Origin of the sequence: Flagellimonas olearia (assembly GCF_009184425.1) — a bacterium.
GTDB lineage: Bacteria > Bacteroidota > Bacteroidia > Flavobacteriales > Flavobacteriaceae > Flagellimonas > Flagellimonas olearia.
In genome coordinates, this window is record NZ_WELG01000001.1 from 1,621,454 (window position 1) to 1,639,510 (window position 18,057).

Annotated in this window: 15 protein-coding genes; 14 read left to right on the forward strand and 1 reads right to left on the reverse strand. The window is 44.3% G+C overall.

Annotation, left to right across the window (positions count from 1 at the left end; all coding sequences use genetic code 11):
• Positions 1 to 56 precede the first annotated feature (56 nt).
• Positions 57 to 860 (reverse strand): DUF6503 family protein, encoded by an 804-nt coding sequence (locus tag F8C76_RS06985; protein WP_152131058.1) that lies wholly within the window; start codon positions 858 to 860, stop codon positions 57 to 59.
• 70 nt (positions 861 to 930) lie between these two features.
• Here F8C76_RS06985 and F8C76_RS06990 point away from each other — a divergent pair, with 70 nt between their 5' ends.
• From F8C76_RS06990 to F8C76_RS07055, 14 genes are all read left to right on the forward strand, one after another.
• Positions 931 to 1,731 (forward strand): TrmH family RNA methyltransferase, encoded by an 801-nt coding sequence (locus F8C76_RS06990; RefSeq protein WP_152131489.1) that lies wholly within the window; start codon positions 931 to 933, stop codon positions 1,729 to 1,731.
• A 3-nt stretch (positions 1,732 to 1,734) separates the two neighbouring features.
• Entirely contained in the window at positions 1,735 to 2,967 is a 1,233-nt protein-coding gene (locus tag F8C76_RS06995) for a M48 family metallopeptidase (protein WP_152131059.1), read from the forward strand.
• A 44-nt stretch (positions 2,968 to 3,011) separates the two neighbouring features.
• On the forward strand, positions 3,012 to 5,216 hold the full coding sequence (locus F8C76_RS07000) for a RelA/SpoT family protein (protein WP_152131060.1): 2,205 nt from the start codon (positions 3,012 to 3,014) through the stop codon (positions 5,214 to 5,216).
• Between the two features lie 43 nt (positions 5,217 to 5,259).
• Complete coding sequence (locus F8C76_RS07005; RefSeq protein WP_129652897.1) at positions 5,260 to 5,715, forward strand: Fur family transcriptional regulator; 456 nt, start codon at positions 5,260 to 5,262, stop codon at positions 5,713 to 5,715.
• A gap of 12 nt (positions 5,716 to 5,727) precedes the next feature.
• The gene (locus tag F8C76_RS07010; RefSeq protein WP_152131061.1) at positions 5,728 to 6,996 is read left to right on the forward strand and encodes an adenylosuccinate synthase; all 1,269 of its coding nucleotides are present in this window, start codon (positions 5,728 to 5,730) and stop codon (positions 6,994 to 6,996) included.
• Between the two features lie 172 nt (positions 6,997 to 7,168).
• Positions 7,169 to 7,645, forward strand: coding sequence for a Dps family protein (locus tag F8C76_RS07015; protein WP_129652899.1), 477 nt, complete (start codon positions 7,169 to 7,171; stop codon positions 7,643 to 7,645).
• A 139-nt stretch (positions 7,646 to 7,784) separates the two neighbouring features.
• The gene (locus tag F8C76_RS07020) at positions 7,785 to 9,431 is read left to right on the forward strand and encodes an OstA-like protein (RefSeq protein WP_152131490.1); all 1,647 of its coding nucleotides are present in this window, start codon (positions 7,785 to 7,787) and stop codon (positions 9,429 to 9,431) included.
• An 8-nt stretch (positions 9,432 to 9,439) separates the two neighbouring features.
• A complete protein-coding gene (locus F8C76_RS07025; RefSeq protein WP_152131062.1) occupies positions 9,440 to 10,636 on the forward strand; it encodes an aspartate aminotransferase family protein in 1,197 nt (398 codons plus the stop codon).
• An 86-nt stretch (positions 10,637 to 10,722) separates the two neighbouring features.
• Entirely contained in the window at positions 10,723 to 12,123 is a 1,401-nt protein-coding gene (locus F8C76_RS07030; RefSeq protein ID WP_152131063.1) for a tetratricopeptide repeat protein, read from the forward strand.
• 23 nt (positions 12,124 to 12,146) lie between these two features.
• Positions 12,147 to 13,064 carry a polyprenyl-phosphate transporter gene (locus F8C76_RS07035; RefSeq protein ID WP_152131064.1) on the forward strand — a complete coding sequence of 306 codons (918 nt, stop codon included), beginning with the start codon at positions 12,147 to 12,149 and terminating at the stop codon, positions 13,062 to 13,064.
• Positions 13,065 to 13,082: 18 nt separating this feature from the next.
• Positions 13,083 to 14,120, forward strand: coding sequence for a DUF368 domain-containing protein (locus F8C76_RS07040; RefSeq protein ID WP_129652904.1), 1,038 nt, complete (start codon positions 13,083 to 13,085; stop codon positions 14,118 to 14,120).
• Complete coding sequence (locus F8C76_RS07045; RefSeq protein ID WP_152131065.1) at positions 14,074 to 14,826, forward strand: shikimate dehydrogenase family protein; 753 nt, start codon at positions 14,074 to 14,076, stop codon at positions 14,824 to 14,826. The genes F8C76_RS07040 and F8C76_RS07045 overlap by 47 nt, the downstream gene beginning before the upstream one ends.
• Before the next feature lie 141 nt (positions 14,827 to 14,967).
• Positions 14,968 to 17,106 (forward strand): DUF349 domain-containing protein, encoded by a 2,139-nt coding sequence (locus tag F8C76_RS07050; RefSeq protein ID WP_152131066.1) that lies wholly within the window; start codon positions 14,968 to 14,970, stop codon positions 17,104 to 17,106.
• A gap of 124 nt (positions 17,107 to 17,230) precedes the next feature.
• The gene (locus tag F8C76_RS07055) at positions 17,231 to 18,055 is read left to right on the forward strand and encodes a class I SAM-dependent methyltransferase (RefSeq protein ID WP_152131067.1); all 825 of its coding nucleotides are present in this window, start codon (positions 17,231 to 17,233) and stop codon (positions 18,053 to 18,055) included.
• Positions 18,056 to 18,057 lie beyond the last annotated feature (2 nt).

The following is an 18,057-nucleotide window of genomic DNA, read 5'->3' on the forward strand; positions in this document are numbered from 1 at the left end:
AAAAGAGCGGCGTTCAAATGAACGCCGCTCCCCTTTTAACAAATCTCCAATAGTAATCAGTTCGTTTTGGCTTCTACAGATACAGCCCCTTCAGGTCTGGCATAAAATTCTTTGGGTTTGGGCGTTGCACTCAAGGCCACATCAGTAAAAACCACTGTGCTTTTGGGGTCAAGAATAGTTCTTCCTTCGTAATTGTACCACGTAATGGATTTGGGCAGTACCAATCCGTTTACGGTCTGCCAATCATCATACCGAATCCATTTTACATTATCCGATTTCTCCCCTGTACGGTAGGTGACCGTATAGCCCAACCATGTCATTTGATGGGTGTCCGGGTCAAAATGGATGTAGTATTCATCCTTTGACGAGACGCCTACTCCAGATTCATAGGCAATCCTTACACCGGGATATTCTTTCCCTTCAAACCTCAACGCGTCAGTTTCGCCATACACTATACCATCATCTGCCAAAACGAATGGCATGGCATAGAAGTAGAACATCAGGTTATGGTAGAAGGCCGCATCCCCCTTATAGGTTGATTCCGGGTCCAATAACCATATTTCGGTACCATCAAACCCCATGGAGACCCCCTTGGAATCCACCCGGTCCCTTCTGGACCAAAGGTCCACCGTATGGGTTTCAGGGTTATCAGGATGGGGGATAACAAAAGATAAGGTTCTTTGTTGCTTCCACAGTTCCAATCCACCATGACCCTCAAAAACCTGCTTCATGGCATCAGGGTAATGGGAAGGTTGTTCGGTCGCTTTTTCCGGAACAGAACTTTGGACAGCTTCCGGTTTGACATTAGGTTTGCATGCCCCTAGAATCATAACTAGGGCTAGGATGGTTATTTTTTTCATGGTCAATAAATTTCACGATTGGTCGAAAACCCCTTTTATTAATTACAGGAATCTCTATTTTTGGACTGTGATGGAAGCCAAATTGATCAGCAGTCTCCAAAATCCTTTGGTAAAAAAAACACTGCTCCTTAAAGAAAAAGCCCGGGAACGGAAAAAAACCGGCCGTTTTGTCGTGGAAGGCAGGCGCGAGATGGAACTGGCCCAAAAAGGGGGGTATGTGTTGGAAACGGTGTTTTTCTGTACTGAAGTCTTTGCTGAAACAGACATCGATTCTTTTTTAGGGAATCTGCAAACCGAATTGGTCCAACTTACCCAACAGGTTTATGAAAAACTCGCCTACCGGGAAACCACGGAAGGAATTCTGGCCATTGCGAAAAGTAAGTCCCACGCCTTGGATGGGATTCAATTCAAAAACAAATCCCCTTTGATTCTTGTGGCCGAAGCCCCTGAAAAACCGGGCAATGTGGGAGCCTTGCTACGAACCGCGGATGCAGCTGCCCTGGATGCCGTGCTGATTGCCAATCCCAAATCTGACCTGTACAACCCTAATATTATCCGTTCCAGTGTGGGTTGTGTCTTTACCAATACCATTGGAATGGGGTCTACGGAAGAGATCATTAACTTCCTTAAAGCGAACCATGTAACCATCTATTGCGCTGCCTTATCGGCCTCCAAAAACTATGTGGAATGTAACTTTAAACCCGCTACGGCCATTGTTGTGGGCACCGAGGCTACAGGCCTAACAGAAGATTGGCTGCAAAACTCTGACCAAAATATAATCATTCCAATGCAGGGTGAAATCGACTCCATGAATGTTTCCGTATCGGCGGCAATACTTATATTTGAAGCCAAGCGGCAACGTGGATTTTAAGCTATGGAGAAAAATCTACTCTTTTATGTAATCCTTGCGATTTTGGTCATCCAGTATTTGGTGCATTTGCTGCTGGAATATTTGAACGCCAAACGATTCAAATCCAAAGTACCTCAAGAACTTTCCGATGTTTTTGACGAAGCGGAATACCAAAAATCTCAGGAATACAAAAAGGCCAACTACCGTTTTGGATTGCTTTCTGATGGATTTTCGCTTGTCCTTACCCTGGTTTTTTTATGGTTTGGGGGATTTGAATGGGTAGACCAACTGACACGCTCCTTCACAGAGAACCCCATTCCCATGGCATTGGTATTTTTTGGGTTCATTATGTTGGGCAGCGCAATCATAGGGCTACCATTCTCATACTACAAAACCTTTGTGATCGAAGAAACCTACGGCTTTAACAAGACCACAAAAAAACTGTTCTTTTTGGACAAGCTCAAAGGAGCTATCCTTACCATTCTTTTTGGTGGTGGAATACTTTCATTGTTCATGCTCTTTTACCAATGGACCGGTCCAAATTTTTGGCTTTATGCATGGTTGCTCATCGGAGCGGTCATTCTTTTCATCAACTTGTTCTACAGCAGACTCATCGTACCCTTGTTCAACAAGCAGACTCCCCTTGATGATGGTAGCCTAAAGAATGCCATTGAAAATTACGCCCAAAAAGTGGGCTTCGAACTCAAGAATATCTTTGTGATCGATGGGTCCAAACGATCCACCAAAGCGAACGCTTATTTTTCCGGATTGGGCAAGGAAAAACGCATTACACTGTTCGACACGTTGATCAACGACCTCGATGAAGAGGAAATCGTGGCCGTATTGGCCCACGAAGTAGGCCATTACAAAAGAAAGCATATCATATTCAACCTTTTGGCCTCTTTGGGCTCTATGGGCCTTACCCTATACATCCTGTCGGTATTCATCAACCACCCGGAAATTTCAAGGGCCATTGGGGTATCCATTCCGAGTTTTCATGCAGGGCTTATTGGGTTTGCTTTATTGTACAGCCCCATTTCGGAAATCACTGGACTTGCCATGAACTATCTGTCACGAAAATTTGAGTTCCAAGCGGACGACTATGCCAAAATGACCTTTGCGGCCACTCCGCTGGTCACCTCGTTAAAAAAGCTTTCCAAGAACAGTTTGAGCAATCTCACCCCGCATCCCGCATACGTTTTTGTCCACTATTCCCATCCCCCATTGGTTGAGCGCATCAGGAACTTAAAGGCATAGTTTTTGTTGTTTAGCTGTAAAGATTGTGCTAACTTTAATATACTATGACGGAGGCAGCCATTGAAAAAGAAAACAAAGAGATTGCCAAGCAATACAAAGAATTGCTTCGCATCAGCTATCAGACCTTGTCCGATGAGGATAAAAAACTGATACGCTCCGCCTTTGACGTAGCCGTGGATGCCCATAAGGAACAACGTCGGAAATCTGGTGAAGCCTATATTTTCCATCCCATAGCCGTGGCCAAGATCGTGGCCTCTAAAATTGGCCTCGATGCCGTTTCCATCGCCTCTGCCCTACTTCACGATGTAGTTGAGGACACTCCCTATACCTTAGCGGATATTGAGCGTATGTTCGGCGAAACCGTGGCCCGTATCGTGGATGGACTTACCAAGATCGCCCACCTTAAAAAGGATATGGACATTAGTCAGCAAGCAGAGAATTTCCGAAAAATGCTGCTGACCCTTCATGACGATGTCCGGGTAATCATCATCAAAATTGCCGATCGGTACCACAACATGCTCACCATGGATTCCATGCCCGAGCACAAGCAGGTAAAAATCGCTTCGGAAACCTTATACATTTATGCTCCATTGGCCCACAGGATTGGTCTGTACAACATCAAGACCCACTTGGAGGACCTTGCCCTAAAGTATACGGAACCCGAAGTCTACAAGGACATTCAGGCAAAAATCGTGGACTCTGAGGAGGACCAAATGGCCTATATTGAGGATTTTTCCAATGTGATCCGAAATTCATTGGACAAGGAAGGTCTCAATTATTACATCAAAGGGCGGATGAAATCCATTTTCTCCATCCGAAGAAAGATGAAGGCACAAAATGTCTCCTTTGATGAGGTATATGACAAGTTTGCCATACGGATCATCTATAAATCCGATCGCAAGAATGAAAAATTTCTGGCCTGGAAAATCTATTCCATAGTCACGGATCACTTTACCCCCAACCCCGTTCGCCTCAGGGACTGGATCACCTCCCCAAAATCAACGGGATACGAGGCATTGCACATCACTGTTATGGGTCCAAAAGGCCGGTGGGTAGAGGTACAGATACGCAGTGAGCGGATGCACGAAATAGCCGAAAAAGGCTATGCCGCGCACTTTAAATACAAACACGGGGACCAGAAGGAACAGGGAATTGAAGGATGGCTCAACCGCTTACAGGAAGCTTTGGAAAGTGCCAATGGCAATGCCGTGGACTTTGTGGAAGAGTTCAAACTCAACCTGTATTCCAAGGAAATTTTTGTGTTTACCCCCAAAGGAGACCTCAAATCCATGCCCAAAGGAGCCACAGCCTTGGACTTTGCCTTCCACATCCATACCGAAATAGGCATGAAAACCCGTGGGGCCCGAGTAAATGGAAAGTTGGTACCCCTAGGTACCCAGCTCAAGAGTGGGGACCAAGTGGAGATCATCACCTCGGAAAGTGCCAAACCCACCCAGACTTGGTTGGACTATACCCAAACGGCAAGGGCTCGTTCCAAGATCAAATCCTCTTTAAGTGAGGAAAAGAAAGCTGTTGCCGCCGAAGGAAAGGAAATCCTACGCAGAAAGCTAAAGTCACAAAAGATAACCTTGAACGAGGATGCCATCAACAAGTTGGTCACCTATTTTAAGTTAAAGACCAGTCTGGATCTTTTCTACCGGGTGGGTATCGGGGTCATAGACAATGATAAGCTAAAGGATTTTGCCTCATCCTATCATAACGCCTTCCTTAATTTCTTTAAAAATAAAATTCGCCGGAATCCTGCACCCAAGGATGTTGACAAGGATGAAATCACCATCAAATATGACATGCTCGTATTTGGCAAGGAAGAGGAAAAGCTAAACTATAAGCTCTCGCAGTGCTGTAATCCCATTCCGGGTGACGATGTTTTTGGTTTTGTAAGCGTAAACGATGGCATTAAGGTACACAAGAAGAATTGTCCCAACGCCATTTCATTACAATCCAACTACGCCTATCGAATCATGTCGGCCAAATGGATAGATTCCACACAGGAAGAGTTTTCGGTGGACATAAAATTGACCGGGATCGACAATCTGGGATTGGTCAACGACATTACCCGAATCATCTCGGACAATATGCACGTGAACATGCGCAGCCTCAACTTTAATGCGGACGGCGGCACTTTTACCGGAAAGATCACCTTGGTAGTGAAAAACAACAACATCCTAAAAAAGTTGATGGATAATCTTAAGCGGGTCGAGGGAATAGATAAAGTGACCAGAATTTAATTTTTAGCTGTACCTTTGTGCATTAGCATAGGTAGAGAAAGCCATGGGGAACAATAAAAATCAGGAAATCGTAAAAAACGTGTTCACTGCCTTCCTTGAGGAAAAAGGACACCGCAAAACACCGGAACGCTACGCTATCCTACAAGAAATCTATGAGAGTGATGACCACTTTGACGTGGAATCCCTCTACATCAAGATGAAAACCAAAAACTACCGGGTAAGCCGGGCCACCCTCTACAATACCATAGAATTGCTGATGGAATGCAAACTGGTACGCAAGCACCAATTTGGAAAAAGTCAGGCGCAATACGAGAAATCCTATTTTGATCGCCAGCACGACCATGTGATCTTGACCGATACCGGTGAGGTGGTTGAATTCTGCGACCCTCGCATTCAATCCATCAAGAAAACCATTGAGGAGGTTTTCGACATCAAGATCAGCAATCACTCATTATATTTCTACGGCACCCGAAACAAAGAAGAAAACCTAACAGAATAACCCACAAATTTCATGGTAGATTTATTGCTTGGACTCCAATGGGGAGACGAAGGAAAAGGAAAAATTGTTGATGTACTGACCAAGGAATACGATATCATAGCCCGTTTTCAAGGGGGTCCGAACGCCGGACACACCTTGGAATTCGATGGCATTAAACACGTATTGCACACCATCCCTTCCGGGATTTTTCACAAAAATGCCATCAATATTGTGGGCAACGGAGTGGTCATAGACCCCGTGATCTTTAAAAAGGAGCTGGAAAATCTGGACCAATTCAACATTGATATTGTATCCAAGCTATTGATATCCAGAAAAGCACACCTGATCCTACCCACCCACCGTTTATTGGATGCCGCTTCGGAAGCCTCCAAGGGAAAGGCCAAGATCGGATCTACCCTTAAGGGTATTGGCCCTACGTATATGGACAAGACCGGACGTAACGGAATGCGAGTGGGCGATCTGGAATTTGAGGATTGGAAAACCAAATACCGTGCCTTGGCGGACAAGCATGAGGCCATGATCAATTTCTACAACGTGGAAATAGAGTACAATTTGGCCGAATTGGAAGCCGAATTCTGTGAAGGTGTGGAAAGGTTGAAAACACTGACTTTTATAGACAGCGAGGAATATATTTTCAAAGCTCAGGCCGAAGGCAAAAAAATATTGGCCGAAGGCGCACAAGGCTCCTTATTGGACATTGATTTTGGCACCTACCCTTTCGTGACTTCGTCAAACACCACAGCCGCAGGAGCTTGTACCGGTTTAGGGGTAGCTCCCAACAAGATTGAAAGGGTATTGGGTATTTTTAAAGCCTATACCACACGTGTGGGCAGCGGACCTTTCCCCACAGAACTTTTTGATGCCGATGGCGAGACTATGGGTCGGGTAGGCAACGAATTTGGCGCCACTACAGGAAGACCAAGACGTTGTGGATGGTTGGATTTGGTAGCATTGAAATACGCCGTGCAAATCAATGGGGTTACTGAATTGATGATGATGAAGGCCGATGTACTCAGCGGCTTTAAAACCATCAAGGTATGTACTGCCTACGACTATAATGGCGAAAAAATCCATCATTTACCCTACAACATTGAGGAGAAGAACGTGACCCCCATTTATGAGGAACTAAAAGGTTGGGGCAAAGATCTTACCCAAATGACCAAAGCAGAAGAACTCCCTGATTCCCTAAATGACTATATCTCATTTTTGGAAGAACACCTTGGGGTTCCCATAAAGATTGTTTCGGTAGGTCCAGACAGACTTCAGACCATACACAGATAAACTTTTTAAGGAAAGGTTTTTAAAACAGCCCTGAACACGCCAAATGAAACTACTGTTTTCGAAGGCCGTTCAGGGTTTCTTTGTGACTTAAGTCACTTCCCGGACAACCTCTTTCCCTTAAATTTGCATCAGTAGTAAAACATCAAAACCGTAACACGTAAAAGAAAATATTATGTCAAACCTGAATCAAATTGGTCTCGATAAAAAAGCTTCAAACGCATTGTCCGAAAAACTGAACGAACTTCTGGCGAACTACCAGATTTTCTATATGAATGCAAGAGGGTTCCACTGGAACATCAAAGGGGAAAAGTTTTTTGAACTGCACTTAAAATTTGAGGAACTTTACAATGATTCCCTCCTAAAAATCGATGAAATTGCGGAAAGAATCCTGACCCTTGGATTTACCCCGCTCCATACCTTTTCCGATTATTCCGAACTATCCACCATCAAAACTGCCAAAAACGTATCCGACGGCAAAGAAGCGGTAAGTCAAATTTTAAGCGGATACGAGGTGCTACTACCTTTGGAAAGGGAACTTTTGGAAATGTCCGGCGACTCCAACGATGAGGGCACCAATGCCTTGATGAGCGATTATATCCGGGAACAGGAAAAGCTGGTCTGGATGTATTCTGCCTACATGAATGGATAGCAAAATCAAGACAATCCTTTGTCCAAATCCCAAAGCTTTCTAAAGTCCATGGGCAACTTGCTTTAAAAGTCATACTTTTGAACAAAATTCTGCGGATTTGAAAAGGATTTCTTTTTTCATTTTGGTCCTTCCCTTTTGCATGGCCACGGCCCAAGAGGAAGCATCACAGACCCAAGGTAGGCAAATCAATATTGTATATGGGGCCAACTTCACTAAGGATGAAGTTCAATTTCCAGGGGCATCCATCTTTAGCAAAGACGATGAGCGCCAGGTACAGTTTGAACACCAAGGAGCCGACCTATGGTGCGACTACGCTGTTTTTTATAATAAAGAAAATAGATTAAGAGCTATTGGAAATGTAAGGCTGCAACAGGGCGATTCCATTGAAATGAACAGTGCAAGATTGGACTGGAACGGCAACACCAGTTTGGCCAAGGCATGGGAAAACGTAGACCTTTCCGATGGAAAAATGACCCTGACCACGGACACCCTCTATTTTGATCGGGAAAAGCAGATTTCCTACTACAATTCAGGTGGAAAGGTAGTGGACTCGGTCAATGTGCTTACCAGTAAAATTGGCACTTACTTTACCGAGCTTAAAAAAGTCCAGTTCAAGAACAAGGTCCATATAGACAACCCTGAATACATCATCGACTCGGAGCAATTGGATTACTACAGGATTTCCAAAAACGTATACATGTACGGCCCCTCCACCATTACGGGGGAAGATTACAAAATTTACTGTGAGCGTGGTTTTTACGATACCAAGGTGGAGCAGGGCTATGGAATAAAAAACACCCGAATTGATTACGACAATAAAATCATCAGAGGGGATAGTCTTTATTTTGACAAGGCCACGGAGTATGCCTCGGCCACCAACAACATCAAAATTACGGACACGATCAATGATGGGGTCATCAAGGCGCACTATGCCGAGGTGTTCAAGGGCAAGGATTCTGTTTTTGCCACCAAAAGGGCAGTTTCCATCAGCTTGGTCCAAAACGATTCACTGTACATGCATGGGGACACCCTCATGGCCACGGGCAAAACCGACGAGCGAATCGTGCGTACCTTCCGCAATGCCAAATTTTATAAAACCGATTTGAGTGGAAAATGCGATTCCATCCACTTCAGTGAAAAAACCGGTATCACCCAATTGATCACCAATCCCATACTTTGGAACGTGGACAATCAAATTACAGGAGACAGCATTCATCTGATTTCGGACTTGGAAACGGAAAAACTGGATTCTCTCAAAGTGTTGGAAAATGCATTTATCATCTCATTGGACACCATCAGCGGAACAGGCTACAACCAGGCCAAGGGAAAGGACCTTTTTGGAAAGTTCATTGAAAATGAACTTAAGATCATAGACTTGGTCAAAAACACCGAGGTCATTTATTACGTGTACAACGATGACGAGGAACTCGTTGGTATTGATAAGACCATTTGCAGTAAAATACGCTTGCTCATGGCCAATAACGACATTGAGGACATTACCTTTTTTGTAAACCCCGATGGCGATATTTTCCCCGAAAAGGATTTACCTGTTGAAAGTAGAAAATTAAAAGGCTTCATCTGGCGTGGTGATGAACGCATCCTGTCCAAGGAAGAAATCTTTGATGAAGATGACAACAACATCGAACTGGTAAAGATTCGGGGCATTGAAAATCCCATTGATATTGATGCCGAGGAAGAGGAACGGAGCAAGAATGAAAACGACCCCGTCAACAACATCAATTCCAAAGCCACAAAACCTAAAAAGACACAGGTCCAAAAAGTGTAGACCCCCTAATGTCAAAAGAGGACTTTTTTACATATCAGGCGCAGACTTCCCCACACCCCTTAGGCTTGGAAATTTCCCATGCCAAGGGCAGCTACATCTATGATACGGACGGCAATGCCCATTTGGATTTTGTTGCCGGTGTGTCCGCTTGCGGATTGGGTCATTGTCACCCAAAAGTGGTGAAGGCCATAAAAGACCAAGTAGACCGTTACATGCATGTCATGGTCTATGGCGAATACGTTCAGCAGCCTGCCGTGGAGTTCACTAAACTACTGGCAGCACACCTTCCCAAGGATTTGGAGACCACTTATTTGGTCAACTCTGGAACCGAAGCCATGGAAGGTGCCCTAAAATTGGCCCGAAGATATACGGGGCGAACCCAAATCATTGCAGCTCACAGGGCATATCATGGCAATACCATGGGAAGCTTGAGCATCATGGGCTTTGAGGAGCGTAAAAGCGCATTTAGGCCCCTGCTGCCCGATGTTCGGTTCATCAACTTCAATGCTATTGAAGATTTGGAAAAAATCACGGACAGGACCGCTGCTGTGGTCTTAGAGACTATTCAGGGTGGTGCCGGCTTTATTCTCCCCCAAAATGGATATTTGGAAAAAGTAAGGGAGCGTTGCAACGAGGTGGGAGCCCTCTTGATCTTGGATGAAATACAACCTGGATTTGGGCGTACCGGAAAGCTCTTCGCCTTTGAGCATTTTAATTGCATCCCTGATATTTTGGTAATCGGAAAAGGAATGGCATCGGGATTGCCCGTTGGCGCCTTTGTGGCCTCCCACAAAATGATGTCCACCCTTCAAGACCATCCCAAACTGGGACACATTACCACTTTTGGCGGAAATCCCGTCATAGCCGCTGCCAGTTTGGCTACTTTACAGGAAATCACTGGATCACAGCTTATTGAAGACACCCTTGAAAAAGAAAAACTGTTCCGAAAGCTTTTGGTACATCCTTTGATTGAAGAAATACGGGGCAAAGGATTAATGCTCGCCTTGCTATTGCAAAACAAGGAAATCGTTGATCATTTGATCCTGACCGCCGCCAAGGAAGGATTGATTCTTTTTTGGTTGCTCTTTGAGCCAAAGGCGGTTCGGATATCACCTCCATTGACCATTTCAATGAAAGAAATTGAGAAAGGTTGCGACCAAATTCTCGACATTTTAAACCGCTATAAACCGGCCACTGTTAACTAATTTGTTGATAACATACCCCAAAGTTGGACCAATTCACCTATGCAAACGGTTAATTTTAAGTCCATAGTCAAACCAAACAAGTTCCTATGGCGTTAGATTCTAACGAACATCCTGACAAATCCATTAGCAAATTCGAGTCCATGCTTCGGACAGATGATGTCTACTTTTTTGATGCAGAGGACTTTGAAGAGATTATTCACCACTACCTCAACAACGGTAAAATTTCCTTGGGCAAAAAGGCCATCCAAATTGGGTTGGAGCAACATCCAAATTCCCTTGAATTGAAGTTGTTACAGGTAGAGGTACTTGCTTTTGAAGACAAATATGAGGCCGCTGAAAAGTTGTTGGACGAAATCCAAAACCTGGATGCCTACAATGAGGAAATCTATATACAGCGTGCCAACCTGCAATCCAAGCAAGATAACCATCAAGAAGCCGTAAACCTGCTTTTGGAAGCCCTCCATCTTACGGATGACAGCTTTGATATCCATTCCCTGTTGGGCATGGAATACCTGTTCATGGACGATTACGAGAAGGCCAAACGAAGCTTTATGAAATGCGTGGAGTACGATGACCGCGACTATTCATCGCTCTACAACGTGGTGTACTGCTTTGAGTTTTTAGAGGATTTTGATGGGGCCATCCACTATTTGAACGATTATTTGGAGCGAAATCCCTACTGTGAGGTCGCTTGGCACCAATTGGGCAAAATGTACTATGCCATGGAGATGTACCCAGAGGCGTTGACCGCTTTTGATTTTGCGGTCATCTCCGACGATTCCTTCATTGGTGCCTATTTTGAAAAAGGGAAAGTGCTCGAAAAATTGGGGCGTTACAATGAGGCCATTGAAAACTACGAGACCACCATCACCATAGAAGACCCAACCTCCCACGCTTTCCTACGATTGGGAAAATGCCATGAAAAATTGGGCAATACAGATTTGGCCAAATATTACTACTACAATACCGTGCATGAAGACCCTTTATTGGACAAAGGATGGTTGGCCATTACCGACTTCCATTTTAGTTTGAAGGATTATGAGAAGGCATTGTACTACATCAACAAAGCCATAAATATTGACGGGGAAAACACCCTGTATTGGAAGAAGGCTGCAAAGATCTATTTCGCCATGGAAAATTATGACGAAGCTGATTTTGCCTACAAACAAACCGTAGATTTAGGGAACTATGAGTTGAGCACTTGGAGAAACTGGGCCGAAACGCTCAAGAGGATCGGGGATTTGGGTTCTTCCATCCAAGTAGCCCTCCAAGGACTGGAGTTTTACCCGGAAAATCCAGAACTCACCTACAAATTGGCCGGGCTCTACCTGAAAAATGGGGAAATGGCTGAGGCCAAGAAAAAATTGGCGGAGGGTATCCAATTGGATATGGACAAACTGCAACTGTTTGATGAGGAATTCCCTGAGTTCAGTGAAATCAAATGGGTAAAGGCCTTTGTATCCAAAATCAAGAAGACCTCCACCTAACCTAAACATCACATCCCAAATCCATGCAAGTACGACGATTAGCCGACTATATCATTATTACCCTTAAAGGAATGGCCATGGGCGCCGCAGATGTTGTTCCCGGGGTCTCGGGAGGCACCATCGCATTTATCTCCGGCATTTATGAAGAGCTCATTTCTTCCATCAATACCATAAATCCATCATTGATTCAGGTAGTGCGCAAAGAGGGCATAAAGTCCGCTTGGAACAAAATCAATGGCAATTTCCTGCTTTCACTTTTTTTGGGAATTTTCATCAGTGTGTTCTCCCTAGCAAAATTCCTAAGTTGGCTGCTGGACAACAAACCTGTTCTACTCTGGTCATTTTTCTTTGGACTGGTCCTGGCCAGTATCTTTTTTGTTGGGAAGGAAATAACACGATGGACTTTGGGTACGGTGGTAATTTTACTTTTTGGTGCTGCCTTGGCCTATTTTATCACGGAGCTTCCCGCCAGCGAGAACATCGACAGCTTACCCTATCTTTTCATGTCAGGAGCATTGGCCATCTGTGCCATGATCTTACCCGGAATTTCAGGAGCCTTTATTTTGGTGCTGCTGGGGTCGTACAAGACCATCTTGGACGCTGTTCATGAACGCGACATAAAGATAATCCTGACCGTGGGACTAGGTGCCATTTTGGGATTATTAAGCTTCGCCCGTTTGCTCAAATGGATGTTCAACCATTATAAAAACCTGACGTTGGCCTTATTGACCGGTTTCATATTGGGTTCGTTGAACAAAATCTGGCCTTGGAAAAAAGTATTGGAAACCAAGACCTTTGGCGATAAGACCATTGTTGTGGACGATATCAATGTCTGGCCCTCCGCCTTTGAAGGGGACAATCAGTTAATCCTTGCCATAATCCTAGCCATAATCGGTTTTTCCCTTATTTTTATCCTGGAAAGGGTAGCTTCCAAAAAATAGACAAATCGAATTGGGCAAATGCATCAACCTAGAACATTTCTGGATAATTTCTTTTTGGTCATCAAAGGTCTCTGCATGGGGGCGGCCAATAAGGTTCCGGGGGTTTCAGGCGGCATTGTGGCCTTTGTGGGCGGATTTTATGAGGAATTTATCTATTCACTCCAAAAACTCAACTCAAAGGCCGTTAAATTGCTTTTCAATGGTCGGTTCAAGAGTTTTTACCAATACACCAATGCCCAGTTTTTAATGCTCCTCATTTTCGGGATGCTGGTGAGTTATTTCAGTGTTTCCCGAATCTTGGATTATTTCTTGGAACACAACGAACTTTTCGTTTGGGCCACCTTTTTTGGGATGATATTGGGCTCCATCTACTACATTGGCAAAGATTATGAAGATTGGAACCAAAGGACCATTCCCGTAGGGATTGTAGGTCTGTTGATTGGAATTTCAATCAGTTTTTTAAATCCGGCCACGGAGAACGACAACCTATTTTTTATCTTTTTCTGTGGGATCATCAGTGTTTCGGGAATGACCCTCCCCGGACTTTCTGGGTCTTTTATATTGATTCTTCTAGGGAATTATGTCCTGTTATTGGTCGATTCCGTAAATGCACTATACGATACCTTCTCCGACATTTTCGCAGGGGATTTTGGTTTTTTGAACAACGCGGAACGAATGCAGACCCTAAAAATATTGGGCATCTTCACCTTGGGTTCGGCCACCGGACTGGTCACTTTTTCCCATTTGCTCAGTTATGTCCTCAAACACTATAAAGCCTCCACAACGGCGGCCATCTTAGGGTTTATTACCGGTTCTTTAGGGGTATTGTGGCCTTGGAAACGTACCATGTACAAAATGAATGCTATGGGAAATCCATTATTGGATTCCAATGGCGACAAGATAATCCTCAATTACGAACGCTATCTTCCCAATTTGGGCCTTCCGGAAACATGGTGGGCCATACTTTTTGTGATTTTGGGAATTTTGGTATTATTGCTCTTGGACTGGTATGGAAAAAGCAGAAAAGAAAGAAAACAGGTACGGACTACTCGGTAAAAACATTTCATACTCCTTTTCCCAAGGATATTTTACCCAAAAATTCAAGGACTTGGGGTTGAACGGCCACAGTTATGAAAACTTTGACCTTCAGGAAATCACCGAACTGGAGCAAGTCCTGTCCCAAAACCAACTCAAAGGGCTCAACGTGACCATTCCCTACAAAGAAGAGGTCATTACCTATTTGGATGAAATGGATGCCCAAGCCGAAAAAATAGGTGCCGTGAACACCATTAAATTCACCAAGCAGGGCCTAAAAGGTTTCAACACCGATGCGCATGGTTTTAAAAAATCATTGGAGCCCTTTTTAAAGCCCCACCATACCAAAGCCCTTATTCTTGGGACTGGGGGAGCCTCCAAAGCTGTGCGTTACGTATTGGATGAACTGGGCATAACCAACACTTTTGTCTCAAGAACCAAAAAAGAGGGGCAGCTCTCCTATGGCGAATTGGATGGGAACATCCTTGGGGAATATACCCTGATCATTAACTGTACTCCGCTGGGCACCCACCCCAATGTGGAGAACAAACCCGACTTACCGTATCAGTTCATTGGTAATGACCATTTACTGTACGACCTTATCTACAATCCCGAAAAAACCACTTTTTTGGCCCTTGGAGAGGCCAATGGGGCTACCATCTGCAATGGGTTGAAGATGTTGCAATACCAAGCGGAAAAAGCATGGGAAATCTGGAATACCCCCTAAAAAAAGCGAAAAACATACCGTTCAGGGCAATCGATACAACAAAAAAGTTGTGCAAAAGAAGAATCAATACTTTTGCTATTAGACAATTAAGTTGCTAAATTGGCTATAATTATCATCAATCCAACGGTAAAGAGACTACTAATGCAGGAAAATGAACATAAACTTCAGCAAGCTGAAGGTGGCGCAGAGAACATATCGGACACTACAAAAAAAACCTTGGAAGAAAGCCCCATTTCTGAACCAAAACCGTCCGACAATGCCGTTCCTGAACAAATAGAGAACACAACCCCCAAAGACAGCCCGGAGGAGACCGGAGATGCAGAAGCTGAAAAAGTAGTCAGCCAGGAGGCTTCGAACACTTCAAATGAAAGTGCTGCCGAGCAAACCGAGGATACCAAGTCCGAAGATAATACCCCGCCCGATTCCGAGGATTCCAATGAGGCAATCGATGAGATTGATGCCGACAATGCCGAAGATGCCGAGGATTCCGACAATGAAAAAAGGCATTTTATCCCCATGTTGGATTACCACTCCATGTCCATGGAAAACCTGGTAGGTGAACTCCAGCGATTGGTGCGGAATGAAAAGATACAAGCCATTGGCAAACACGTAAGTTCCATTAAATACGAGTTTGACCAAAAATTCCAGGAGTTTTTGGAGCACAAAAAGGAGGAGTTTGTTTCCAAAGGAGGAAACGAAGTGGATTTTAAATACAACTCCGTGGCCAAAAGGCAATTCAATGAGGTGTATTCGGACTATCGTGAAAAACGGGACCACTATTACAAGCAATTGGAGCAGACCCTTAAGGACAACCTCCAAAAGCGCTTGGACATCATTGAACAACTGAAAGGGCTCATTGATGTTGAAGAGGACATCAATACCACTTACAAAAACTTTAAAGATCTTCAGGAGAACTGGAAAAATGCCGGTCCGGTACCACGGACCAGTTATAATGATGTTTGGCGCACCTACCACCACCATATGGAAATTTTCTATGATTTCCTGCACTTGAACCGTGAGTTGCGCGACTTGGATTTTAAACACAATTTGGAGGAAAAACTCAAATTGGTGGAACGTGCCGAAGGATTGGTCAATGAACCCGACCTTACCAAGGCCTTTAGGGAACTACAGACGCTTCACAAAATCTGGAAAGAAGATATAGGCCCCGTGGCCAAGGAACAGCGCGAAGAGGTCTGGGAGCGTTTTAGCAACGCTACCAAGGCCATGCACCAGCGTAGGCAAGAGCATTTTCAAGAACTGGAAAAGGTCTATGAGAAGAACCTTGAAAAGAAACAGGAAATCATTGGTAAAATCGCAAGCATTGCAGAAAATGTAACCGAAAACCATAGAGCGCTTCAGCAACAGATCAAAGAAGTGGAGGCACTCAGGGATTCCTTTTTCAAAGCTGGAAAAGTTCCCCAAAGGGTCAATGAAGAAACTTGGAACGCCTTCAAGGAAGCTGTACGGAAGTTCAACAGGAACAAGAACGCTTTCTATAAAAACCAAAAAAAGGAGCAACACCAAAATCTGGAAAAGAAAAGAGCTTTATTGGAACTGGCCACGTCATTGAAAGAAAGTGATGACTGGGGTGCGGTAACCCCAGAAATGAAGCGTATCCAGAGTGAATGGAAAAAGATTGGCCACGTGCCCAGAAAGTATTCCGACAAAATCTGGAACGAGTTCAAAAATGCCTGCAACCATTATTTTAATCGCTTGCACGCCGAAAAGAATGAGAGCCATAAAGAGGAGTACGAAAACCTTGACAAGAAAATGGCCTGTTTGGACCGCCTTCGGGATTTTCAATTGAGTGGGGACCGTGAAAAGGATTTGGAGACCCTGAAAAAATTTCTGGCCGAGTGGAAGGAGTATGGGCGTATCCCCTACAACAAAAAACACATTAACGGTAAGTTCAACAAGATCACGGATGCCCTTTTCAATAAATTGGGTATAGGAAAACAGCAGACCGAACTGCTCAAGTATGGCAATAAGGTACAGGAACTTGCCAAAACCGAGGATAACCGGGCCATTGGCAATGAACGGGTCTTTATTAGACGTAAAATTGACGAAAGCAAGTCCGAAATACGACAATTGGAGAACAATCTTCAGTTTTTCTCAGGAGATTCAGAAGACAATCCGTTGGTGAAACAGGTAGTCGATAACCTGAACAAGCAGAAAGACGCCCTCCAAACTTGGAAGGAGAAACTTAAAAAGCTGAACATTCTAGAGAACAAATTGAACAGGGAAGCGGAAGAAGAGGAAAATTCATCCGAGGAAGAATAAGCCGCCAACCCCTTCTTTTATACGTATTCAGACTCCCTAAAGGATTCTGCCAAAGTCTTGTAAGAATATCAAGATTCCCCCTACTAATCCCATTCACTGGGATCAAACCCGTTAATACCAAGATATGGATGCATTGAACCAAAGCATTGAGGCCCATTATCTCAAGGAAAATCTTTATGGGGAGATTTTAAACAGATTGAAGGAGAAGGGCGTGGACCTAAATCACGTACAACGCAGTGACATTGCCGGGGTGGACGAGTTCCATGTACGTGGGGCCGCAGTCTCCAAGGAATTGGCATCCACCATTCCCTTAAAAGGTCTGAAGATATTGGATATGGGCAGCGGTCTTGGAGGTCCTTGCAGACTACTTGCGGACGAATATGACTGCCATGCCACAGGGATAGACTTGAGTACAGAGTTTGTCCATACAGCCAATGCCCTGTCCAAATTGGTAGGGCTTTCCCAAAAGACCCATTTTGCACAAGGCAGCGCCACAGAACTTCCTTTTGAAGACAACTCCTTTGATGTGGTCTGGACCCAACACGTGCAGATGAACATTCCGGACAAACAGAAATTTTACAGCGAAGCGTACAGGGTGTTACGCCCTGAAGGGCATTTTTTGTTCTACGATATTTTCAGAAAAAACGATGACCTTGTTACCTACCCCATGCCATGGGCGGCCCATGAAGGATTAAGTTTTCTCTTCAAAGGTGAAGAAATGGCGAAAATAATGGCAGAACTGGGCTTCACTTTGAAATCAAAAACAGACCAAACCGAAGCTGGTATTGAATTCTTCACCTCTCTTTTAGCCCGAATCAAGGCATATGGACCTCCAACTCTGGGGTTGAATGTTCTGATGGGGGAATCCACCAAACCAAAGCTTACCAACCTTTTGGAACACTTTCAGAAAGGCGTATTGCTATTGGAAAGCGGTGTTTACCAAAAGTAAGC

Coding starts and splice junctions, on each gene's coding strand:
- F8C76_RS06985 (WP_152131058.1), bottom strand. CDS start 860: ATGAAAAAAATAACCATCCTAGCCCTAGTTATGATTCTAGGGGCATGC.
- F8C76_RS06990 (WP_152131489.1), top strand. CDS start 931: ATGGAAGCCAAATTGATCAGCAGTCTCCAAAATCCTTTGGTAAAAAAA.
- F8C76_RS06995 (WP_152131059.1), top strand. CDS start 1,735: ATGGAGAAAAATCTACTCTTTTATGTAATCCTTGCGATTTTGGTCATC.
- F8C76_RS07000 (WP_152131060.1), top strand. CDS start 3,012: ATGACGGAGGCAGCCATTGAAAAAGAAAACAAAGAGATTGCCAAGCAA.
- F8C76_RS07005 (WP_129652897.1), top strand. CDS start 5,260: ATGGGGAACAATAAAAATCAGGAAATCGTAAAAAACGTGTTCACTGCC.
- F8C76_RS07010 (WP_152131061.1), top strand. CDS start 5,728: ATGGTAGATTTATTGCTTGGACTCCAATGGGGAGACGAAGGAAAAGGA.
- F8C76_RS07015 (WP_129652899.1), top strand. CDS start 7,169: ATGTCAAACCTGAATCAAATTGGTCTCGATAAAAAAGCTTCAAACGCA.
- F8C76_RS07020 (WP_152131490.1), top strand. CDS start 7,785: ATGGCCACGGCCCAAGAGGAAGCATCACAGACCCAAGGTAGGCAAATC.
- F8C76_RS07025 (WP_152131062.1), top strand. CDS start 9,440: ATGTCAAAAGAGGACTTTTTTACATATCAGGCGCAGACTTCCCCACAC.
- F8C76_RS07030 (WP_152131063.1), top strand. CDS start 10,723: ATGGCGTTAGATTCTAACGAACATCCTGACAAATCCATTAGCAAATTC.
- F8C76_RS07035 (WP_152131064.1), top strand. CDS start 12,147: ATGCAAGTACGACGATTAGCCGACTATATCATTATTACCCTTAAAGGA.
- F8C76_RS07040 (WP_129652904.1), top strand. CDS start 13,083: ATGCATCAACCTAGAACATTTCTGGATAATTTCTTTTTGGTCATCAAA.
- F8C76_RS07045 (WP_152131065.1), top strand. CDS start 14,074: ATGGAAAAAGCAGAAAAGAAAGAAAACAGGTACGGACTACTCGGTAAA.
- F8C76_RS07050 (WP_152131066.1), top strand. CDS start 14,968: ATGCAGGAAAATGAACATAAACTTCAGCAAGCTGAAGGTGGCGCAGAG.
- F8C76_RS07055 (WP_152131067.1), top strand. CDS start 17,231: ATGGATGCATTGAACCAAAGCATTGAGGCCCATTATCTCAAGGAAAAT.